The sequence below is a fragment of the Streptococcus ovis DSM 16829 genome (genome assembly GCF_000380125.1).
In the GTDB taxonomy this organism is placed as follows: Bacteria; Bacillota; Bacilli; order Lactobacillales; family Streptococcaceae; genus Streptococcus; species Streptococcus ovis.
Genome location: NZ_KB904570.1, coordinates 1 through 21,784, shown reverse-complemented (window position 1 = coordinate 21,784; position 21,784 = coordinate 1). Strand labels below are relative to the sequence as shown.

The 21,784-nt window shown below is 37.2% G+C and carries 19 protein-coding genes, 8 tRNA genes and 1 pseudogene; 20 read left to right on the top strand and 8 right to left on the bottom strand.

The features are described 5' to 3' along the window. The 8 genes from A3I9_RS0104735 (at position 1) to A3I9_RS0104700 (ending at position 695) form a co-directional block, all read left to right on the top strand. Positions 1-90, top strand: a tRNA-Ser gene (locus A3I9_RS0104735). A gap of 16 nt (positions 91-106) precedes the next feature. Then, positions 107-180: transfer RNA gene (locus tag A3I9_RS0104730), tRNA-Met, on the top strand. Between the two features lie 9 nt (positions 181-189). Continuing rightward, positions 190-262: transfer RNA gene (locus A3I9_RS0104725), tRNA-Phe, on the top strand. A gap of 16 nt (positions 263-278) precedes the next feature. Further along, positions 279-359, top strand: a tRNA-Tyr gene (locus tag A3I9_RS0104720). A 7-nt stretch (positions 360-366) separates the two neighbouring features. Next, a tRNA-Trp gene (locus A3I9_RS0104715) sits at positions 367-437 on the top strand. Positions 438-447: 10 nt separating this feature from the next. Further along, positions 448-520 (top strand) — tRNA-His (locus tag A3I9_RS0104710). A 10-nt stretch (positions 521-530) separates the two neighbouring features. After that, positions 531-602: transfer RNA gene (locus A3I9_RS0104705), tRNA-Gln, on the top strand. Between the two features lie 9 nt (positions 603-611). Then, positions 612-695 (top strand) — tRNA-Leu (locus tag A3I9_RS0104700). 146 nt (positions 696-841) lie between these two features. Here A3I9_RS0104700 and A3I9_RS0104695 read toward each other — a convergent pair. The 7 genes from A3I9_RS0104695 to A3I9_RS0104665 all read right to left on the bottom strand — a co-directional run bounded on the left by A3I9_RS0104695 (position 842) and on the right by A3I9_RS0104665 (position 6,133). Continuing rightward, positions 842-1,396 carry a hypothetical protein gene (locus A3I9_RS0104695; RefSeq protein WP_018377896.1) on the bottom strand — a complete coding sequence of 185 codons (555 nt, stop codon included), beginning with the start codon at positions 1,394-1,396 and terminating at the stop codon, positions 842-844. A gap of 68 nt (positions 1,397-1,464) precedes the next feature. Further along, on the bottom strand, positions 1,465-2,598 hold the full coding sequence (locus A3I9_RS0104690; protein WP_018377895.1) for a site-specific integrase: 1,134 nt from the start codon (positions 2,596-2,598) through the stop codon (positions 1,465-1,467). A gap of 3 nt (positions 2,599-2,601) precedes the next feature. Next, positions 2,602-2,808: a DUF3173 domain-containing protein gene (locus A3I9_RS0104685; RefSeq protein ID WP_018377894.1), complete on the bottom strand. Its 207-nt coding sequence runs from the start codon at positions 2,806-2,808 to the stop codon at positions 2,602-2,604. Between the two features lie 5 nt (positions 2,809-2,813). Continuing rightward, positions 2,814-3,602 (bottom strand): rolling circle replication-associated protein, encoded by a 789-nt coding sequence (locus A3I9_RS0104680; RefSeq protein WP_018377893.1) that lies wholly within the window; start codon positions 3,600-3,602, stop codon positions 2,814-2,816. 183 nt (positions 3,603-3,785) lie between these two features. Continuing rightward, the gene (locus tag A3I9_RS0104675; RefSeq protein WP_018377892.1) at positions 3,786-4,100 is read right to left on the bottom strand and encodes a hypothetical protein; all 315 of its coding nucleotides are present in this window, start codon (positions 4,098-4,100) and stop codon (positions 3,786-3,788) included. A gap of 96 nt (positions 4,101-4,196) precedes the next feature. Then, positions 4,197-5,561, bottom strand: coding sequence for a P-loop NTPase family protein (locus A3I9_RS0104670; RefSeq protein WP_018377891.1), 1,365 nt, complete (start codon positions 5,559-5,561; stop codon positions 4,197-4,199). A 287-nt stretch (positions 5,562-5,848) separates the two neighbouring features. Then, on the bottom strand, positions 5,849-6,133 hold the full coding sequence (locus tag A3I9_RS0104665; RefSeq protein WP_018377890.1) for a hypothetical protein: 285 nt from the start codon (positions 6,131-6,133) through the stop codon (positions 5,849-5,851). A gap of 158 nt (positions 6,134-6,291) precedes the next feature. On the opposite strand from A3I9_RS0104665, the gene A3I9_RS13380 reads away from it, so the two are divergent. The 9 genes from A3I9_RS13380 to pgfM1 all read left to right on the top strand — a co-directional run bounded on the left by A3I9_RS13380 (position 6,292) and on the right by pgfM1 (position 16,782). Then, positions 6,292-6,465, top strand: coding sequence for a hypothetical protein (locus A3I9_RS13380; protein WP_018377889.1), 174 nt, complete (start codon positions 6,292-6,294; stop codon positions 6,463-6,465). A 12-nt stretch (positions 6,466-6,477) separates the two neighbouring features. Next, the gene (locus A3I9_RS0104655; protein WP_018377888.1) at positions 6,478-7,257 is read left to right on the top strand and encodes a DUF2971 domain-containing protein; all 780 of its coding nucleotides are present in this window, start codon (positions 6,478-6,480) and stop codon (positions 7,255-7,257) included. Positions 7,258-7,662: 405 nt separating this feature from the next. Beyond that, positions 7,663-8,727, top strand: a complete 1,065-nt coding sequence (locus A3I9_RS0104650) for a glycerate kinase family protein (protein ID WP_026217332.1) — start codon at positions 7,663-7,665, stop codon at positions 8,725-8,727. 236 nt (positions 8,728-8,963) lie between these two features. Continuing rightward, complete coding sequence (locus A3I9_RS0104645) at positions 8,964-9,407, top strand: zinc-dependent MarR family transcriptional regulator (RefSeq protein WP_026217331.1); 444 nt, start codon at positions 8,964-8,966, stop codon at positions 9,405-9,407. A gap of 1 nt (position 9,408) precedes the next feature. Beyond that, complete coding sequence (locus tag A3I9_RS0104640) at positions 9,409-10,125, top strand: metal ABC transporter ATP-binding protein (protein ID WP_018377885.1); 717 nt, start codon at positions 9,409-9,411, stop codon at positions 10,123-10,125. Beyond that, entirely contained in the window at positions 10,109-10,930 is an 822-nt protein-coding gene (locus tag A3I9_RS0104635; protein ID WP_018377884.1) for a metal ABC transporter permease, read from the top strand. The genes A3I9_RS0104640 and A3I9_RS0104635 overlap by 17 nt, the downstream gene beginning before the upstream one ends. 9 nt (positions 10,931-10,939) lie before the next feature. Continuing rightward, complete coding sequence (locus A3I9_RS0104630) at positions 10,940-12,451, top strand: metal ABC transporter solute-binding protein, Zn/Mn family (protein WP_018377883.1); 1,512 nt, start codon at positions 10,940-10,942, stop codon at positions 12,449-12,451. A 432-nt stretch (positions 12,452-12,883) separates the two neighbouring features. Next, entirely contained in the window at positions 12,884-13,843 is a 960-nt protein-coding gene (gene pgfS, locus A3I9_RS0104625) for a glycosyltransferase PgfS (protein WP_018377882.1), read from the top strand. After that, positions 13,840-16,782 carry a glycosyltransferase PgfM1 gene (gene pgfM1 / locus A3I9_RS0104620; protein WP_018377881.1) on the top strand — a complete coding sequence of 981 codons (2,943 nt, stop codon included), beginning with the start codon at positions 13,840-13,842 and terminating at the stop codon, positions 16,780-16,782. Before pgfS ends, pgfM1 begins: the two co-directional genes overlap by 4 nt. 32 nt (positions 16,783-16,814) lie before the next feature. On the opposite strand, the gene A3I9_RS0104615 is transcribed toward pgfM1, so the two are convergent. Continuing rightward, a complete protein-coding gene (locus tag A3I9_RS0104615) occupies positions 16,815-17,261 on the bottom strand; it encodes a GtrA family protein (RefSeq protein WP_026217329.1) in 447 nt (148 codons plus the stop codon). A gap of 132 nt (positions 17,262-17,393) precedes the next feature. Between A3I9_RS0104615 and pgfM2 the strand changes: the two genes are divergently transcribed. From pgfM2 to A3I9_RS0104595, 3 genes and pseudogenes are all read left to right on the top strand, one after another. Continuing rightward, positions 17,394-20,123, top strand: a complete 2,730-nt coding sequence (gene pgfM2 / locus A3I9_RS0104610; protein ID WP_169333647.1) for a glycosyltransferase PgfM2 — start codon at positions 17,394-17,396, stop codon at positions 20,121-20,123. A gap of 165 nt (positions 20,124-20,288) precedes the next feature. Beyond that, a complete protein-coding gene (locus A3I9_RS0104605; protein ID WP_018377717.1) occupies positions 20,289-20,804 on the top strand; it encodes a hypothetical protein in 516 nt (171 codons plus the stop codon). A gap of 168 nt (positions 20,805-20,972) precedes the next feature. Next, positions 20,973-21,784 (top strand): annotated as a pseudogene (locus tag A3I9_RS0104595) (primase C-terminal domain-containing protein); the annotation flags it as partial.

The window sequence follows — 21,784 nt, the reverse complement described above, 5'->3', positions numbered from 1 at the left end:
GGAGGATTACCCAAGTCCGGCTGAAGGGAACGGTCTTGAAAACCGTCAGGCGTGTAAAAGCGTGCGTGGGTTCGAATCCCACATCCTCCTTTTAAGATAATATTGACGCGGGATGGAGCAGCTAGGTAGCTCGTCGGGCTCATAACCCGAAGGTCGTAGGTTCAAATCCTGCTCCCGCAATAGAGATTTGGCTCGGTAGCTCAGTTGGTAGAGCAATGGATTGAAGCTCCATGTGTCGGCGGTTCGATTCCGTCTCGCGCCATTAAATTTAATATTTTGGAAGGGTAGCGAAGAGGCTAAACGCGGCGGACTGTAAATCCGCTCCTTCGGGTTCGGGGGTTCGAATCCCTCCCCTTCCATACCTTTACGGGCATAGTTTAAAGGTAGAACTAAGGTCTCCAAAACCTTCAGTGTGGGTTCAATTCCTACTGCCCGTGTTACAATATGGCGGGTGTGGTGAAGTGGTTAACACATCAGATTGTGGCTCTGACATTCGTGGGTTCGATTCCCATCACTCGCCTATTTATTATTGGGGTATAGCCAAGCGGTAAGGCAAGGGACTTTGACTCCCTCATGCGTTGGTTCGAATCCAGCTACCCCAGTTACTTGATGCCGGCGTGGCGGAATTGGCAGACGCGCTGGACTCAAAATCCAGTGTCCTCACGGACGTGCCGGTTCGACCCCGGCCGCCGGTATAGCATTAAGTAGTTGAAAAGACAAGGTTTTTAAGCCTTGTCTTTTCTTTTATATTTTCAAATGCATTTACTCAAGTTACTAAAAATTACTAATCTTTATATACTGTTTAATCTGACAGAACATAATATGTACACTTTGCTCCTTTTTATAGTTCATGATTGTAAAGACCCTCTACCATACTGTTTAAATATAAGACCTCAAAATATTTCTTCTTATATTTGCTCATTTTGTAGCCGAATTTAAGTATAAATTGGAAGTCATCTAGTAGTTTTCTTTCATTTCTATAAAATAGATTACCGTCTTGTATGATTCCTAATTCTTTTTTATATTTCTCAATTTCGTTTAAGATGTATTTCTCTTCCTCTTCAGATAAGCCTTGTTTTAGAAATATTACTACCTCTGCATTATGACTTTCTTTCCATACTTTGGGCTCGAATTCCATACGATTATACTCACCAATTGCAATATTATTAAATTGAAATATTTCAAAGTACCTAGTATATCTTGAAACTCTTAAAGCAAAACTCACGCTATAAGGGTAATCATCAAATTTTTCTACTTCGTCCCTATAATATAAGTCTCCTTTCTGTATTATTCCGTAACGTTTTTTTAACTTGTTAATTTCTTTTTGAATAGAAGATTTAGCGTCATCATCAATATTCTCTTTTATCTGAATTTTAATTTCGAAATTATGTTTCATTATTTTTACCTTTCGTTTTATGTATTTAGATTTTGTTAATGATTTTTTTCAACTATTAAATCAACTTTTTATAGCAAGTCATCAAGTTTATCAGCCAATGCTTTTTGTTTACTTGGGTACAAGTGGGAGTACGTGTCAATCGTGGTCGTTATAGAAGCGTGCCCTAGTCGTTCTTTTACAACTAGATAATCTTCTCCTTGGTTAATCAGCAGGGAAGCATGGGAGTGTCTAAAATCGTGTATGCGTATCTTTTTAAGTGTATTATCACGTTCAAGAATTCTCTTGTACTGCTTTTCGATAGCATTTTTTGTAATTGTGATAGGGTTACTTTGAAACACTTGTAGGGTCAAGCTATCACTAGTAAATTTCTCTAACAGATGTTTTTGGTGCTCTTGCCAATGTTGTAGTTCTTGACTTAATTTTTTGTTGATAACAATTCTTCTTGTACCTGCTTTAGTTTTTGTTGTGCTGATATGGCTAATCCCTTTATTGACATAGACAGATTTTGTAATATGAATTGTATTGCTTGAAAAGTCGATGTCTTTCCATGTTAGTGCAAGTGCTTCCCCAAGTCTTAACCCTGTAAAGAATAGAACAGTAAAGAGTAATTTTATATTATATTCTTCTTGTTCAAACAGTGTTAGAAACTGCTGGAATTCTTTGACCGTCCAAAACTGCATTTTAGTCTTTTCAACAGGCAATTTTTTTAGTAGCTTTACTGGGTTTGTAGTGTAATAACCTTTTCGCAAGCCGACGTCAAAAATCTTTTTAAGCAAAATCATGATTTTGTTGATAGTATTTGTGCTTAAAGGATTATCAGAATTTTGGGCAACTTTTCGCCTAAGATGTTCTCTGAACTGGTAAATATCTTCATAGGTTAGTTTTGCGACATTATCAACCTTTGAAAAATAACCTTTTATGTGTTTATTATAGTTATTTTCTTGTGTGTTGATATAGCTAATTTTTCGATGATTTATACTATCTTCTTCTTTTAGCAGTTCATAGAGCATTGAAAGGGTAATTTTAGCCCCATAGAAGCGTTCTTTGAGCTCTACACTTCTTAGGTAGTGTTCTGCTTCAGTAGCCTCTTTCTTGGTCTTGTAGCCCTTTCTGACTATTCTACGTTGCTTAAGTGTTATTGGGTCAAAACCATTGCTAATATCAACTATCCAACCGCCGTCTTTATCTTTTCTAATTGCCATATATTACCCCCTAGAAAGAGAGCTATTTTGGACATCAAAACCAAGTAATTCAGTAGCGATAGAAGCAGGGATAGTTCCAATACGCTTATTTTGATAAACCCTAAATCCTCTTGCTATTAAAAGCTCTTTCCCCTGTCTGATAATTCGTTTAGAAGTTCCCTCAGAGAAACCGAGGGCAACGAGGTCATTCTTATTTACGGTTGCTATCATGTGACTTACTCCTTTGTATCTAACTTTATCTTTTTGTAGGTAACGTGATTATCGAAATACTGTCCGTCTTTATAGACCTTGCTGGTGTATTCCGTTTCATATAGGACGGTTGAGTTATTATAGTCAAAATTTTCATAAGTATAAAACTTATCCTCATCAGGCTTCTTCAAATTACGTGATGATAGATAGGCTTGTTTACCAAAGTTTTCCAATAGCTCCTGTCCGATACCTTTTTCAAAATATTTGGTAACATATCGACCGCGGTTTTCTTTGCTATCGACATCAACTTTATTTATCCGTACTGCTCCATATCCCCAAAGTTCCAAGAGTTGACGGTGTGGAACATAAGGAACGCTGAAAAGCAGAATATGAGCATGCCATGCCCCACGTTTTTGTTTTTCTAATACTGCTATATATCTCAATTGGCTTTTCTTAGTCTTAAATATGTGATAATTAAAGCGTTTAATAAAGGTTTTGAGTAAGTCTTTGAAATGGTTTCTATCGCTGATATTTTCTTTAGTGGTTAATGTGAGAAAAGAAGTCGTATCATCAAAATTACAATCGACTAGACGGAGTAAATTCCACTTTGCTTCTAAGCGTGTTTTCTTCATGCGTTCAAGACGTTGTTCTTGTTCTTCTGGTGTTAGTTCGTCAAATGTTCTGCGTTTTGATTTTTCCTTGTTTTCAGCATTAGTATCTAAAATTGATTTTCCCTTTGAAAATATTGGCTTTTCATATTCCCAAATTTCAATATAGGAAGAAGTGCGGACTATTTTTTTATTATATGAAGTCATAAAAAATAGTTCCTTTTAGCTTGGCTTTTCGCCAAAAGATTGTCTATATAATAAATAAACTAGGAGGAGCTTTGCTCCTCCCTACTTCTATCATGTGATCCTAAGCACCGCTCCGCTAAACACGCTTCCAGCTTGCCGACCTCCAGTCGGCAGTTTTGCCTAGGCACATGATTAGAAGTATGATTATTTTGCTACAGGTAGAATGTCTGAACAAGAAAACCAGAGATTTCCGTTGAACTGCCCCACATTCAAATCCTTTAATATAACAGGACAAGTTTTATTATTTGCCATTTCTTGAACTGTCAAAGTAGGTGTTAAAGTATTTACTTTTACCTGTATCATTTCCATGAAAAAATCGCTATTCTCATCTTGAATTGACACATTAAGACGAAAGGCGGTAGGCTTACTGGTCTCTCTATCTAATACTTCTGTATAGCCTTTTACAGCAAAGAAGCGATTACCTAATAATTCTGGCTTCAAAAAATCATTTAATTTCATGATATCTTCCTTTCTTTTGACCTCCTGCGAAGCAGTCGGTTTGCTCTTTTTCTCTATTGGAAAGACTGCCTATTCCAACAGAGAAAAAGACCGTCATTAGTAGTTTGGTAGTATATTTCTAACTACCTGCAAAAATTCTTGTTTGGTTTTTACATCCACAAATGGAACGATTGTTATTACTGGTTCAACTGAACCTATACCGTCAGCATAAAAGAGAGCTTCTCCTTTTCTATCGGAAACTGTAGGTACGTTATCTAGCTCACACATAGAGAATGCCATCTTCAATCGGTCTATACCGGTTTTTGAGAGATATAAGACACTTGATATTTGGAGTCTGAGCTCTACATTTATATTTTCGGAATTAGGGTCTTGAGTTGACAGAACTAAGTGGCACCCCGCCTGCCTCCCCTTACGAGCAATTAAGCCTAAGTTTTGGAGAATTTCATTCCACAGCTCTTTGCCCTGTTTACTAGAACCACAGCTATCACGAATGGAAGCAAGCTCATCAACAAATAAAAAATTGGGGGTCATTCCTAAATCATAAGCATCAGCATTTAGTGTGCTGTTTTGCTCAATAATTTCAAAACGTTCATTCATAATCTCAACAAATTCTCTTGATAATTTTGCTAACATTTGAGGCGAAGAGCCTACTGCTATTTGCTCCCCTAATTCTTCTTGAAGAAGTTTACCAAGGGCAAATAAATCAGCTCCCTTACCATCAACAATTCCCAAATAAGTATTGTCAGTAGTGCCACAACCTTTAGCTAGTGCATTAAATAAGTACCATTGTAGAGCTATTGTCTTCCCTGTTCCAGTTCGACCGTAAATCCCGAGATTAGTATTTGATTTTAGACTAAATTGCTGAGTATTTGATAGCTTGATTATTGGACTAGGAATATCTTCAAAAAATTCTTTAGTCAATGTATGGCTATTGAAAACATACTGTTCAATTTCTTCTATGTGACCGAGTTTATAAATAACATAATCAGGGAATTCTTGTTTTGATATTAGAGGCAGTCCTAATGTTGGTATAAGATACTCGTCTAGGTTTTTAAGAAGTTTTAAAAATTTATTACCGAAAAGTGGAACTGTAATAATTACATTATTATCAGACGCAATATCAAAATGTAATGTAGCACTGTTAATAACTACATTATTTTTTTCTTCATACAAATTCAAACTTATCAACATATCGAACAAAGATTCTCTGACAAATAACACATTTTGAATTTTTGACATAAAAGAAGTTCTAAAAAAGAATTCTACAAGAATGATAAGGCTTATGAAGAAACATGACATAGTCAATCTAAAAGGTATAAATGGGATTGAAAGCCAAGTATTTATCAATAAGATACCCATTAGCAATTCAATCCCTATTCTACTAAGAAAAAGCCTATGAGAAGTAATAGCATAGGGATTAAACTTCACTCTCACGGATTTGTTCAGTTTCAGCATTTTCATACTTATTTTCCTCTTTCTCGCTAGAAACAATTATCTCAATACAAATAACTAAGACTAAAATAGTAACAATAGACATTAGAATTATGATTGTTTCTAATAATGGCGAATACGCACTAGTTAAGAAAAGGATGTAATACAATGCAATGGCAAAACAAACAAAAAATAAGTAGAATAAATATCTATATATGTTCTGCATAACGATTTCCTTTCTATAACTACTACTAATGTATAAGCAAGTAGTTTTTTCAATCAAAAGATAAAGGGGAGGGTTTAGCTCCCCTAGTCATTTAGATATAGCTGTTTGCATGGCGACGTGTTTTTCCTGCTAAGATGTCTTCCATCATTGTTGTACCGTATTTATAGTGACGCTTATCAGACACAGCTTCTAGTTTTCTAGCAAATGATGTTTGAACAGTAGTCAAACCAAATCTATTTGCTAAAGCAGTTGTGATAGCAGTTACATTACTAACGAATGTAAGGTCGCCTGTGTAAGAATTAACTTTTCTTTGATAGCAAGCAAACTCCGAAAGGCTTGCTCCATAGGTGAAATTTACTGTTGAACTAACTGACATGATAGTTCCTCCTTTTTGTTTATTAGCTAGTTTAAAAATATCTATAAACTAGCTTGTAGATAGTATAGTATAAGAAAAATATTTTGTCAATAAAAAAACTAGTCATTTACTAGTTTTTTTGTTAGAATAAAATAAAACACGAAACAAAAGGAGCTATAATGGATAAACAAATTGCGTTTTACATGACAAAACGTTCAGCAGAGGAATTAGATAAAATTCAAAAGATTGTTGCTGAAAAAGAAGGTAAGGTTACCAAAGCTTATATTTTAAACCAGGCAATTTATAAATATTATGAATTTATAAAGCAACACTATGGAATTGAAGAAGAATAATTAGGAGAGAGGATGTATACTTTTTATCACTATACTTCTATTGATACATTAAAATTAATTCTACAGAATCAGACCCTAAGATTTAAAAGTCTAGGATTCGTTGATGACCCTAATGAGCAAAGGACCTCAGATTTTGGTCAGGTTGGAAATTTAAAATATGTTTCTTGTTGGACGAGTGTGGCTGACAGTATTCCACAATGGAGTATGTACGGGAACAATTTCAAAGGGGTTATGATTGAGATTAATTTTGCTTCAGTCTTAGATATTTTTGAAACAACTAAGTTTTCTTTTGACGGGAAAGAGTTAGTAGATATTTTACCTCTATTAAATCCCTTAACGACCAAGATGGTTCCAACTAATGGATATTTACCCGAAATTATTGGTATTGAATACACAGATGATGAATTATTAACTATTCCTAAAGTGGTGTCTATTAATGAAAAACAGACAATTATTGATTTGAACGCAAATGGCAGATACAAGACAACGAATTGGCAATTTCAAGATGAACACAGATTCTCTATTTCTGTTTTACCATGGAGTATGGCAGAGCTTTTTAATATTTTTGAACAACAAGGGGAAAATATCGGGGCATTTATGCTTAATGCATTATCTAATATTACTCCACCAGTAGAACATCTAGATATCCCTCTAAATAAAGATATTTTCAATAATATGAAAATAGTATTTGGTCCAAAATGTGGCGATAAGGATAAAGAAGAAATACATAATTTAATAAGGGACTTGAATTTTAGTATAACTTGTACGGATAGCAAAGTACTTATACGATAATTCCTAAAAAGTTACTAAAAATAAAAAACTATCGTTTTTATGATAGAAGTAGTTTCTTGAAAACTTGATTTTATCGGATTTGTGAAGTTAAGAATATCATAGAACCAAACTCAAAATCCAGTGTCCTCACGGACGTGCCGGTTCGACCCCGGCCGCCGGTATAGCATTAAGTAGTTGAAAAGACAAGGTTTCTAGGCCTTGTCTTTTTATTTTGTTAGTGTACGGTTTTCTGGTATGATTTTTACTCGGCTCTCTAGTTTTTACTGTTCTCATATAGTCTGAATTCTATTATTTTCACATCTTCTTGTATTTTATTTTTGTTTAAGTAATCTTTGAATGAAATCTTGCTTTATCCTTTTCTGATTGTTAAAATGAAGGTAAAGGATAGTAGAGGAGGACTGTATGATGAAAGTTGTTGTTGCAATGGATTCGTTTAAAGGTTCGGTTACGTCTTCTGAATTAAATCAATGTGTCAATAATGCTATAGCATCTGTTTTTCCATCTAGTGAGGTGTGCAGTTTTTCAATTGCTGATGGTGGAGAGGGCAGCTTGGAAGCTTTGTTCGCTGCATTAGGCGGCGAGTATATTTCTGTTGAAACAGTTGATTTGCTTCTTAGGCCTATGGAAGCTAGGTATTTAAGAGTTGGAGAACAGGCATATATTGAGTCTGCAAGTGTGGTAGGAATTGATAAGATTAGCCCTTCTCCTGAGACTTTTGAACAAGCTTCTAGTTTTGGGTTAGGTGCGCTATTAGAGGATGCCCTGTCTCGAGGTTGTAAAGAGATCTTCTTGACCTTAGGGGGCACGGGTAGCTCAGATGGTGGTCGTGGACTATTAGAATATTTTAATTTTAATAGTAATTCTGGTGATTATCCTTTAAAAGCTCATTTTAATCAAGTATCTTTAATTGGGTTAACGGATGTGAATGCGGTATATACAGGTGATAATGGTTATGCAATGGTTTTTGGGCGGCAAAAAGGGGCGACTGAAGGTCAAATCAGGTTCGAAGATAGTCGTGCCAAACAGTTTGCCTTGCATATTAAGGATCATTTACAAATTGATTTGGAGACTATTGCGGGTACTGGTGCGGCTGGTGGATTAGGTGGTGCGTTGGTCCTTTTAGGTGCTCAATTGCTTTCGGGAATTGAGACGATTGCATCTATTGTCGGTATTGAAGAAGCTTTGTCAATAGCTGACTTAGTGATAACTGGTGAAGGGCATTTTGATTCTCAAAGTTCTATAGGAAAAGTACCAAGTGGCATTGCTCGTTTAGCCAAGCAATATCAGGTTCCTACAATTGCTGTGTGTGGTGCTGTGAGTCAAGATGTTGAGTCTGTGTGGGATGATTTTGTCTCGGTTTTTTCAATTCAGACAGAGGTTCTGCCCTTGCCTGAAGCAATGAAGAAGGAAGTTACGTTGCGAAATCTTTATTTTGTGATTCAAAATATTTTACGAACACGTTTTTTGTAGAGGTCAGGTTTAATACTTGATCTCTTTCTCTTATTAAATAGTATTTGCATCGTAGTAGGATGTATTTTTAAGAACGACAGGAGTAGATGGAATTAAAAGCTATATTTGATGGATTAATTTCAACAGAATTTTTATAAATCTTTAAATGAAAACTAATGAAAAATGTATGACAAAATACTTGCCTAGTTAATGTTTCTGTGATACAATTAACTGGTTAATGAAAAGGTGGGGTTATGATGAAAGAACTTGCAAATCAAATTGATCGAGCTTTGCATGATATTATTTTGTGCTCAGAAAATCAGTTGGAAATTTTAGTTGGCTCTTGCCAAAGTGAGATGCCATTGACCAATACTCAGGAACACATTTTGATGTTGATTGAGAATAATGCATATACGAGCACTGAAATTGCAAAGCAACTTAATGTGAGCCAAGCAGCGATTACAAAGGCAGTCAAGGCTTTGATTGCTAAGGAAATGCTGGTGGCGGTCCGAGATACACGTGATGCACGAATTGTGCGTTATAGTCTGACGGAGGTTGCGAAGCCGATTGCTGCTGAGCATACGCATCACCATGCACATACGATAGCTTCTTATCAAGAAATGCTTGCTTCGTATTCTGAGCAAGAGCAAGAAGTGATTAGTCGTTTTTTGGCAGATTTAGTTGGGAAGATTAAGGGATAGGATGAGATATATTACAGTAGAGGATTTGGAGTTTCATTATGATAATGAGCCAGTCCTCAAAAATATCCACTACCATCTGGATAGTGGTGAATTTGTGACCTTAACGGGTGAAAATGGTGCGGCTAAAACAACATTGATAAAGGCAACGCTTGGTATTTTAAAACCAAAACATGGTAAAGTTACAATTGCTGAAAAGAGCATAAAAGGTAAGAAATTGCGCTTGGCTTATTTACCACAACAGATAGCTTCTTTTAATGCAGGGTTTCCAAGTACCGTGTATGAATTTGTTCGTTCAGGACGTTATCCACGTCAAGGATGGTTTCGTCGGTTAACGAAGCATGATGAAGAACATATTCAGGCGAGTTTAGAATCTGTCGGAATGTGGGAACACCGTGATAAAAGACTGGGATCCTTGAGTGGCGGTCAAAAACAGCGGGCAGTGATTGCGCGGATGTTTGCGTCAGATCCAGATATTTTTATTTTAGATGAGCCGACAACGGGAATGGATAGTGGGACTAAGGATGATTTTTACCAGTTAATGTATCATTCAGCAAAAAAGCATGGGAAGTCTGTTTTGATGATTACGCATGATCCAGATGAGTTGGAGGAATATGCGGATCGTAATATTTATTTAGTGCGCAATCAAAGTTCGCCGTGGCGATGCTTCAATGTTCATGCGGACGAGGAAGTTGAGGTGGAACATGGCGAATTGGATTGATTTGAGTCTCTTACAGTATGATTTCATGCAGCGTGCTTTTCTAGCGGTGATTGCGATGAGTCTGTTTTCTCCGATTTTGGGTGTTTTTCTGATTTTACGGAGACAGAGTTTGATGAGTGATACCTTGAGTCATGTTTCCTTGGCTGGGGTTGCTTTTGGTGTTGTATTAGGCTTGTCACCTATCCTATCAACTGTTGTCGTTGTGATTATAGCTGCTATTTTCTTGGAATACTTGCGGACGATTTATAAAAATTTTATGGAAATTGGTACAGCAATCTTGATGTCTACTGGTTTAGCAATTTCCTTAATCGTAATGAGTCGATCTGGTGGGCGTAGTAGTGTGAGTTTAGACCAGTATTTGTTTGGTTCAATTGTCACGATTAGCCAAGAACAGGTGATCGGTCTCTTTGTAATTGCAGCCATTGTGTTATTGTTGACGGTTCTTTTTTTACGACCGATGTATATTCTGACTTTTGATGAAGATACTGCTTTTGTAGATGGATTACCTGTTCGGGCAATGTCTATTGCATTTAATGTTGTAACTGGTGTTGCGATTGCGTTGATGATTCCTGCTGCGGGGGCTCTGTTGGTATCCACTATTATGGTGTTACCAGCTTCGATTGCTCTGCGGATTGGAAAAAGTTTTAAAACGGTTATAGCAATGGGAATGGTAATTGGTTTTGTTGGAATGTTAGCTGGATTATTTGTTTCATATTATGCTGAAACACCAGCTAGCGCAAGCATTACCTTGATTTTTATTAGTATTTTTTTACTAGTTAATCTAGTATATAAATTAAAAAAATAGGAGGAACTTATGAAAAAATTAGCGAAGTTGGGTCTAGGCTTATCTATTTTAGCTTTGGCAGCCTGTGGTAATAATTCTACCGTTGAAAAAGATGGGGAGATTGATATTGTTACAACTTTCTATCCTGTCTATGAATTTACCAAGCAAGTTGTTGGTGAGGAAGCCAATGTTGATTTGCTGATTGAGGCTGGGACAGAAGTGCATGACTTTGAGCCTTCAGCGAAAGATATTGCTAAAATACAGGAAGCAGATGCCTTTATCTATGAGAATGAGAACATGGAAACTTGGGTTCCAGATGTCTTAGAGTCTGTAGATCAAAAAAAGGTTGATGTAGTGAAGGCGACCGAAGGCATGTTGTTGCTACCAGGTGGTGAAGAACATGAACACGAGCATGAGCATGGTGAAGAAGGGCATCATCATGAATTTGATCCTCATGTTTGGCTATCGCCATCTCGCTCTATTCGTTTAGTAGAAACGATTCGTGATGAACTTGCTGAAAAATATCCTGAGAAAAAAGATGCATTTGAAAAAAATGCAACGGCATATATTGAGCAATTGGAAGCATTAGACAAGGATTACGAAACAACATTAGGCGCAGCAAAACAAAAATACTTTGTAACCCAACATACTGCTTTTGCTTATCTTGCTTTGGATTATGGCTTGAAGCAAGTATCCATTACGGGTGTGTCAGCGGATGAAGACCCGACTCCAGCCCGTTTGGCAGAATTAACTGAGTATATCAAACAGTACGGTATTAAGTATATTTATTTTGAAGAAAATGCCTCTAAATCTGTTGCAGAAACCTTGGCTAAGGAAGCAGGCGTTGAGTTAGATGTGTTGAATCCATTAGAAAGTCTGACAGACGAAGCGATGAAAGAGGGCGAGGATTACATCTCCGTGATGGAGGGGAATCTAAAGGCCCTTGCTAAAACGACTAGTCAAGAAGGAAAAGACATTCTTCCTGAAGAAGGTGAAGCCAAAAAAACAGTTTATCAAGGTTATTTTGAAGATAGCGCAGTGAAAGATAGAAGCTTAGCAGATTACAAAGGAAAATGGCAATCTGTTTACCCATACTTGTTAGACGGCACATTTGATCAAGTTTGGGATTATAAGGCAAAATTGACAGGTTCAATGACTGCAGAAGAATACAAAACATACTATGATACAGGCTATAAGACAGACGTTGATCATATTAACATTGACAAGGATACAATGGAATTTGTAGTCAATGGAAAAGGACAGAAGTATACTTATAAATACATGGGGTATAAGATTTTGACCTATAAAAAAGGCAATCGTGGTGTCCGTTTCTTGTTTGAAGCAACTGATGCAGATGCAGGTGAATACAAGTATGTTCAATTTAGCGATCATAATATTGCACCGGTTAAAACAGGGCACTTCCATATTTTCTTTGGCGGTGAAAGTCAAGAGAAATTGCTTGAAGAGATGGATAATTGGCCAACGTATTACCCAGATAAAATGGACGGCATGGAAATCGCTCAAGAAATGTTAGCTCACTAAGCGTTAAAGTGTATTGGAGAAATCGTTGGGAAAGTTTCGTATTCTTGGCGACCTTTCTATTTTGATTGCTGGTATGAAACGGTCTGTTTTTAGACTGTTTCATACTAGCCATTCACTCAGTAATGCGATAAAAACAAAGTAAACTGAAAGAGGCTAGGACAGTTGTCCTAACCTCATTTTTACTAATTAAATGTCATGAATATAGACTGTTTTTTCATACTAACAGGAACGAATGAATGGGTCTAGGAGTAAGGAGAAATTATCAAACGCAGTCCAAGTTTGGAAAGTGACAGGGTATTTACTTTGAGAAAACGTATGGTGGTGCTAGGCGTGGCCTTCTAACGGAGGTGCATTGATTAAAGATATAAATTATGCTAAAATAGATTTGTTCTATTCACTATATGAGAGAAATCACTAAGAAGGGAGAAATGAATGAAATTATCCGTTGTTGTGGCCTTTTTCAATGAAGAAAAAATGATTGAAAAAACGCATGCAGAAATTTCTGAACAGTTGAAATCTATGGTGCCTGAACAATTGACCGACTATGAAATGGTCTTTGTTAATGATGGTAGTAAAGACAAGACCTTGTCTTTAATGAAAGGGATTGTTGAAAAAGATGAGAAAGTAAAATTTATTAGTTTTAGTCGGAATTTTGGACGTGAAGGTGCGATTTTAGCAGGCCTGAAATATGCAAGCGGTGAGGCTGTAATGTTGATGGATGGTGATTTGCAGCATCCTCCTGCTATGATTCCAGAGTTTGTCAAATATTACAAAGAAGGGTATGATGTTGTCAGTGGGCAACGTGATCGTGAGGGAGAGTCAAGACAGTCCACGTTTTTTGCCCACCTGTTCTATCGATTTTCAAACAAATTGATGGATGTTCAGCTGACAGACGGTATTTCTGAGTTTAAGCTCTTCAGTCGTAAAGCAGTGGAGACTCTCCTTTCTCTTCCAGAATACAATCGTTTTTCAAAAGGGATTTTTGCATGGATTGGTTTTAAAGAGAAAGTCCTCCCCTATAAGAATCATGTACGTGAGGCAGGGGAAAGTAAATTTGGTTTTAAACGGTCTATGAATTATGCCTTCCAAGGAATCATTTCATTTAATGACAGACCGTTGCGGATTTGTATCCAATTTGGCTTGGCCTGCATCGGTTTGGCAATGATGTATTTGTTAGCAATGTTTGTTCTTTATTTTGTAGATCCACAAGAGTTGGTGAGTGGTTACTTTACAACGATTGCCCTGATTATCTTGTTTAGTGGTGTGCAATTGATATCAATTGGTGTTCTTGGAGAATATATTGGTAAAATCTATTATGAAGTGAAGAAACGCCCTCATTATATTATTGATGAGTCAAATATTAACAAAGCGAGAGAGGATATTGTTGGATGATGACAAAAATCACAGATAAACTAACCAGTATCTGTCGGGCAGTCAGGACGGATCGGCAAACACAAATCTTACTTGCTAGTACTGTAGCACCAATGTTATTAATGGCCTTGGCTTGGATTGTGAATGATTTTTTCCCTTTTGGGAGAAAAACCTTTATGGCGGTGGATTTTGGACAACAATACATTGGTTTGTATAGTTTTTTGAAAAGGACCGTATTGACAGGTGATTGGTCTGGATTCTTTTATTCCTTCTCAAAATCAATTGGCGGTTCGATGATTGGGATTTGGGGATTTAATTTGATTAGTCCCTTCAATATTTTCTATATTCTGTTGCCATTGACGCAGTTTAAATGGGCGATTTTCTTATCCATATGGTTCCGCTATGGGGCAACAGGTTTCACCTTTTCTTATCTATTAATCAAACGTTACAAAGCTCTTGATTACAATCCTATTTGGGTTCCCATATTAGCATCAGCTTATGCAATGTCAGGAATGATTGTTTCCTATCAGATGAACCCTATTTTCTATGATGCGATGATCATGTTGCCGTTAGTGATTCTATATTTGGAAGAGGTGCTGGACGGGAAAAAAAGTTTCCGTTATCTAGTAGTATTAGCGCTGACAGTGTTCTTGCATTTTTACATGGGGTATATGATTTGTTTATTCGTTGCTCTCTATGCTTGTTACTACCAGGCACCTGTTTGGCAAACAAAAGTAAGTATCAAGGAAAAGTGTCGGGCTTTCTTCCAACCGCTTTTCCGAGTAGTGGCAGAATCTATTTTAGCAATTGGAACTATATTTTTCCTGCTTTATCCGATTTTTTTGAATCTTTTACGAAGCAAAGGTGCCTATGAGTCACCGATGACTTTTGCTTGGGAGCTGCAAATTAATCCTTTGGATATCCTTTCCAAGTTAGTTGTTGGAGGGTTTGATGATGTGTCGGGTTGGTCAGCAGGTCCTAATTTGCCAAATATTTATGTTGGAGCGTTGGCTCTCGTGGGCTTTTTCCTATTTTTCCGTTATGCTACTGCCCCCCTATCTCGAAAAGTTGCTGCGGGAATGATTAGCCTGATTTTTCTAGTTTCTTTCAGCAATGAGTTTGTCAATAAGATTTGGCATATGGGACAAAATCCAGCAGGTTTCTTCTTCCGATTCTCATGGATTTTCTCATTCTTTATGGTACTGTTGGCTTATCAAGCCTTGCGTGAAGAGAAGAAGCTGTCGTGGCCGAGCTGGGTGATTGGACTTGGATTGACAGGGGCCTCTCTCTACTATGTCTATACTCATATTGAAAGCAATCAATTTACACAAATTAATGCAGAGAATCCCAAGGCTATCATTAAGTTTATCAGCGAACATCAAGCAGGGACGGCTGTCTTTTTGGCTTTGATTTTTGGTGGATTGGCTTGGTATGTTTGGAAGCGCGTGTCGAATGAAAATAATCTTCGTACAAAGAGCTTGGCTCTCTGTCTGACTGCTTTTGTAGGTACTGGCTTAGTATTAAAAAATGGGCTTATTTTTAATCAGCTTCTGCTTACAGGTCTGACCTTTGGAGCGGTGCTCACTTATTTGTTCATCAGACCTAAATCACGAATATGGTTAATGGCTCTATTGGCATTGACTAGTTTTGAATTAAGCTACAATGCATATCTTTCGCAACGAACATCAGGGTATGATGATGCGGCGAAGTTTACAGATGGGACTAAGAATATTCAAAAATTGTCAGATGTCATTAAGGTATTGAGCAATGAGAAGTTCTACCGTGTCGCTTCAGAGTTTTTATTATCTAAGAACGATCCATTTCTGGTTGATTATCCAGGATTGAGTGATTTTAGTTCTAATATGGAAAGGTCAACTATTCAGCTCTTTAATTATTTGGGAGATGTCGGTGGAAATGCTGCAACATATTATGCGAATGGGACTCCAGTAACAGACGCCTTGTATGGAGTGCGGTATTTCCTTGTCCGGAAAGACTACACGAATGAAGATGTTGAGAATCATCCGGATTGGGAATTCTTCGGTAAGTATTTGACGCGGAAGGACTTGAAAGAATCGTATCATAAGATTTACGAAAATAATCGTTTTGAAATTTATGAAAATCCAGATGTACTTTCAATTGCTTTTGGTACAAATGCAGTGGCAGAAAGTATCAAATTTGGTTCCAATAATCCTGTTGCCAATCAAAATATTATCCTTTCTTCTATGTCGGGGGTAGAGGACCAATATTTTGAGTTATTCGGCTTCCAAAATATGGAATTGGAAAATATGGAAGAGGCAGGAATTGAAGGTCAGACGATTTTCAATCGAATTGATAAAACAAAGCCTGGCAAGGTGATTTATAAGACGGTTCTTCAAAGCGATTTAACTTACTATTTCCAAGCTCCATATAGTTTAAGGGATTCGATTGGCCGTATTGGTGTATTGCTAAATGACCAGTGGTACAACTATTCACAAAGCTATGATCAGGTACAATTATGGAATATTGCTTCCAATCAAGCAGGTGAGGAGATTAAGTTGACCTTTGAAGTGACTGAAGACGATCAATTAGATCTAACAGGTATGGCCTTTGTCAGAGCCGATGGAAATAAAATCAAAGCCATTATGGCAGAACGTCAGCAACAAAATATGGAAGTGACGAAGTTTAGCAATACGAAGGTGGAAGGAATGGTGAATATCACTGATAATAGTGATGTCATGATGACGACAATTCCTTATAATCCAGGCTGGACGGTAAAAGTAGATGGGAAGAAAGTGAAAACAAAAGAAGCTTGGGAAAGCCTTCTATCATTCCCTATTTCTTCAGGAAAGCACAAAATTGAAATGAGCTTTACGCCAGATGGTTTTTGGGTAGGAGTCATGGTTTCAATGTTGTCCATTTCGATTGTTAGTTTCTTAGTTTATGTCGATAAAAGAAAGAAAAAAGCTGAAGAAGCAGCATAAGCAAACCCTATAGCAGTTCAACTGCTATAGGGTTATTTTTTATCTTTGAATACAAGGAATTTACTGATCATGTAATTAGACACCATCATAAAGACCTGGGCTACAAATGTTTCAATAGCATTGACCATTTTGAGATTTTGGTTCACAAATTGTCCGATGATATTAGGGAAAGTATCAACAAAAAGAAATGCTAAAAGAAAATCAACTAAGAGGGTGAATAGCCGAGCGCTGAAAAAGGTGACAAATCGTTTTTGCCAACCAGACCTCTTTTGATTGAAGACGAAGCAGTCATTGGTAAAGAAGGCAAAAGTAATAGACATTACATTCGCAATGATGCTGGTAATGGAAGCATTGGGATAAATAAAATAGAGAACATTCCGTACGATGATGTAAAATACGGTTGTGAGGACTCCGAAAAACAAATATTTAAAGACTTCATGCTGGATGATGGTTATCATCTTATTTTTTAAATTTTCCATATCATCATTATATCAAAAAAATAGGATAAAAAGTGAGGAAAAAATAACATTCGGCTAGACAAAGGCAGGGAGAATACATCTCTTAGAGGTCTTTTGCTTTTCTTTTTAGGGTGTGATAGAATGATAACAGTTATGATGAAATTGTTAAGAAAAATAAAATCTCCATTAAAAAATAGTTGGTTGAGTCAACCGATTTTTAAAGAAGAGAAATCCATTCCAGTAATCTCACTATTAAATGGGAATCGATTGCCACATAGAACAGGAAATGCTCTGTTTTTCATATTGGCTTTTATGTTGCCATCATTGATTTTGATGGCTACTTTTTGGAAGATTGGAGTCTATCCTTTTGGTAAGGATACTTTAATGAGTGGTGACTACATTTGGCAGTATATTCCACTTTACCGTGCCCTAGGGCATTTGGTGAAAACAGGGGATTTTGGAGGACTTTATTGGTCGTGGCATAAAGGTCTTGGAGGGATGATGTCTCCTGTCTGGAGTTTCAATAGTCTCAGTCCTATTTCTTTAGTTATTGGCTTGGTACCCGCTGTTTATTTGAATTTCATTATTTTTATAACCACTCTTTTACGGAATTCTCTAGCAAGCCTAGCTTTCTATTATTTTCTTCATAAGCGTTATCAAGCTCATCAGAATCGTTTGCTGAGTTTAATCATTTCTATCTCTTATGGTTTAAACGGTTTTTTCTTAGCCAATCAAGTGAATCCAAACTTTTTGGATAATGTAATTCTTTTACCGCTCTTCATCATCGGTGTTGAAAAGATTTTAGATGGTCAAAAAAGTTTCAAATATGTGTTTGTGTTAGCGAGTATGTTTATGATACAGTTTTATACAGCTTTCATGGCCAGTGTATTTGTGATGTTTTATGCTGTCTTTTATTCCTTTTCAAAACGGCAAAAGATGATGCAATCGATGTGGCAGATTTTGCGTTTAGGGGGCTACTCAGTCTTGGGATTGGCCTTGAGTTCGGCTTGGTTGTTACCAGTTTTTTATGCGTTGTTAGAAACAAAGGTCGCAGGAGCAAAACCTGAACCGTGGAATAGCCACTTCCTTTATTCTCCTATCGCATTGTTTTTAAAGTTTATCCCAGGTGCTGTGAATGGTGAGGAATGGGGCGATAGCCATTCTTTGCCAAATATCTATATTGGTTTATTTGGATTAATAGGGTTATCTAAATTTTTCTTTACTACTCATATTCAGAACCGTCAAAAATGGTGGGCAGCAGGTGTTTTAGGTGCTTTAATTATCGCCTTTTCAAACTATGCTCCGGTTCGTATGTGGCATATGTTACAGATGCCGGTTGGTTTTTATTATCGGAATGCGTTTGTGTTATCTTTCTTTTTGCTGCTACTAGCTTATTTGGCCTTGAAAGAAGAGAAAGCATGGTCTTATGTTCAATTGTTAGGAACCAGCATGATTCTGGTATTGGCCATTGGCATTACAGCTTGGGTACGTGCGGATTGGCACTATGTGTTGGTTACCAATTGGCAGCTATTCTTTTCTATCTTACTCCTAGTACTGATGCTTCTTTTAATGGTGCTACCAAAGGTACGAAATGTGGCCCTCCTCCTTATTTTAGGGCTTACAGTTCTGGAGTTAGGGGTCAATGCTGGATTGACAACTAGACGGAGTTTGTGGCTTATCCCTAGAGAGTCATTGGAAACGGAGGCAATAGCAGAATCCAATTATCGGAAATTAGGTGTTGAGCAACCCGGGTTAACACGCTTAGAAAAATCTGTGTTAGGCACTTGGAACGATTCGCTTGCTTACAATTATTTTGGGGTCAATCATTTTACTTCCAGTGTCGAATACAGTACATTAGAATTCTTAGGGAAATTAGGTTTGCAATCGTCTACTGCGATTTCTGTATATACGGGTGGGACCCCTTTGACGGATGCCCTGATTAATCTGAATCAATTTATTGAAACAGGGACTTGGAGTACCAATACGAGGAGATTTAATCCCACTTATTTCCAAAAGGAGAAAAGTGTGGAGTCTCTTACCTTGCTTAAGAATCCTTCTTACCTAGGTTTGGGATATTCCGGTAGTGATTCACTGATGCGACTCCAATTAAAAAAGGATCATCCGATTGAAAATCAAAATATGTTGTATTCAGGTATTTTTAATGATCAACAGCCTATTTTTGAGCCTCTTCCAGCGGGTTATTTGTCTCTTACTTTTGATAATATGACGGTGGATGCAACACATGGTGGGCAAATGATGAAACGGATTTCTGACGATAGGCCAGCCGTGATTCGCTTAGCATTTACCCCTCAAGATAACAAATCTTACTATCTTTTTGCTCCGCACATCAAAGATTATGACATACGGACCTTTGTTGCTAGCCTGAATGGTGAAAACTATCAGATGTTTGATCGATTCCGTCATCCACAAATATGGGGGCTAACTGCAAAGTCAAAAGGACAAACCCAAGTGCTCGAATTGGTGTTGGACAATGATGATCCAATTGATTTGGAAGGTATTTCAGTCTATGGATTTGATGATGCTCGCTTTAAAAAAGCAGTAGCCAATACCTCGCTAACGAAATGGCGACCAACAGTTGTTAGCTCAACCCATTTAGTAGGAAGAGTTACACAGCAGACAGGTACACATTATCTTTACACTTCTATTCCCTATAATAAAGGATGGCAGGTTCAGGTTGATGGGCGACCGGTAAAGAGTAAACAAGCATTTGGAGCCATGTTGGCATTTCAGTTGAAGCCAGGGGCTCATCAGCTAAAACTAACTTACTCACCTCCAGGTTTCAAGATGGGATTAATACTAGCCAGTTTATCTTTGCTGCTGATGGTGGTATTGCATCACCGCACGTATTTAGTAAAAAAATAGGATAGCACATAACTATTTACATTGATGACTTTATAGATGGGAGAGTAGGGCTCTCCCAGTAAGTGGTAAGAGTTTTTAGATTTAATCAAATATATCCCTATGAGGGAGAACAGATTTGCTGTTCTCTCTTTTTTTGTTTGCCTAAAACTGTAGGGAGGGTTTGAAATGGATCAATTTGCTTATCAAAAACTATTGGAAAGTGATCCATTGGGTTTTATCGATCCTCTGACTGATTTAGGAGAATTTGATTTTGTTCAGATGAAGTTCAAAGAACCTGTTCATCAGTTGATCAATAAATACTCTGGTCAACCTTATAATCCTAACTGGCAGAATAAGATTGAACAGATGAGGGGATTATATATCCAGTATCAGAAAAGTATAACGCTAGAGGATGAGAGTATTCGTCATAGAGTTAGAAACCAGGAATACAAGGAATATGTTCATAAAATTGTCACAACCTACTTGACTTTAGGTTTTAAATTCAAAGAGATTGAAAAGCGGCTTCCATTATCTTATAAACAGCTGATACGAGGGCGGAAAAGAAGTGACTACGTTCAAACAGTTAAACCGTGCTTTTATCTAAAAAGCAATCTGAAGAAAGGGAATCCTTACCCTAAGAGGTTACTACCCAATAGCTTCGCTCTGGCAAATATCGAGGAGAATTGTAATGATGAATTTTGATGTTAACCGTATTAATTCACAAGATGAAAGAATCTTTATGGAAGAACCAATCCATAAGAAGCGTTTTACCATTTATGGAATGCCTTTATTATTAACATTAATCTTATTCAGCTTATTGATATTGTTAATAAAATTCTTTTTGTTTTTAGTTGGATAGTAAGGAAACAGATGAACTTAAATAATGTTTACCGCTTGATTTTAAAAGAGGGTTTAAGAAACTATAAATTCAGAAATAGTCATCTCAAACCGGTACCTTCAACTGAAGAAGGGAATCGAGGAGCCATCTTCGCCTATCGTTCTAAAGCCAATATGATTAAGGCACGTGGTCTTGTTCTAACATCGATGGAAGCTATTATGGAGAACCAGGATCGTTTTACTCACTGGACACCCAACGCTTATCGGTTTGGTACCTACAGTGACGAGAAACGCCAGATTACACGTGGCCATACGGAAGAGAATCTAAGACAGATTAGCACCTTTTACATTGACTTTGATATGACCTCTTCAGCTGATGAGATCACCTCTGGAGATATTCTGACAACGGCCATTGATTTGGGATTTATGCCAACGCTTATCCTGAAATCAGAGAGAGGCTACCAGGCTTATTTTGTCCTGGAAGAACCAGCCTACGTGACCACTCATTCACAATTTAGAGTGGTAAAGGTGGCCAAGGCGATTTCCCAAAATTTGAGAAATTATTTCGGCCAACATCTGCCAGTAGACATGACCTGCAATCACTTTGGGATTGCACGAATGCCACGGACAGATAACGTCGAGTTTTTCCATGCGGAATATACGTATTCCTTCCAGGAGTGGTTGGACTGGTCGATGAAACAGTCCGAGTTACCATTTCCAAGTAAGAGACCAAATTTAACGGTTATTTCCGGAACAGAAGGGATCAAACAAATCGATGAACCCTGGTATCGATTACTGCTGAGAGAAGCAAACATCAAGGGTTCTAAGGCATTGATGGGCAGAAA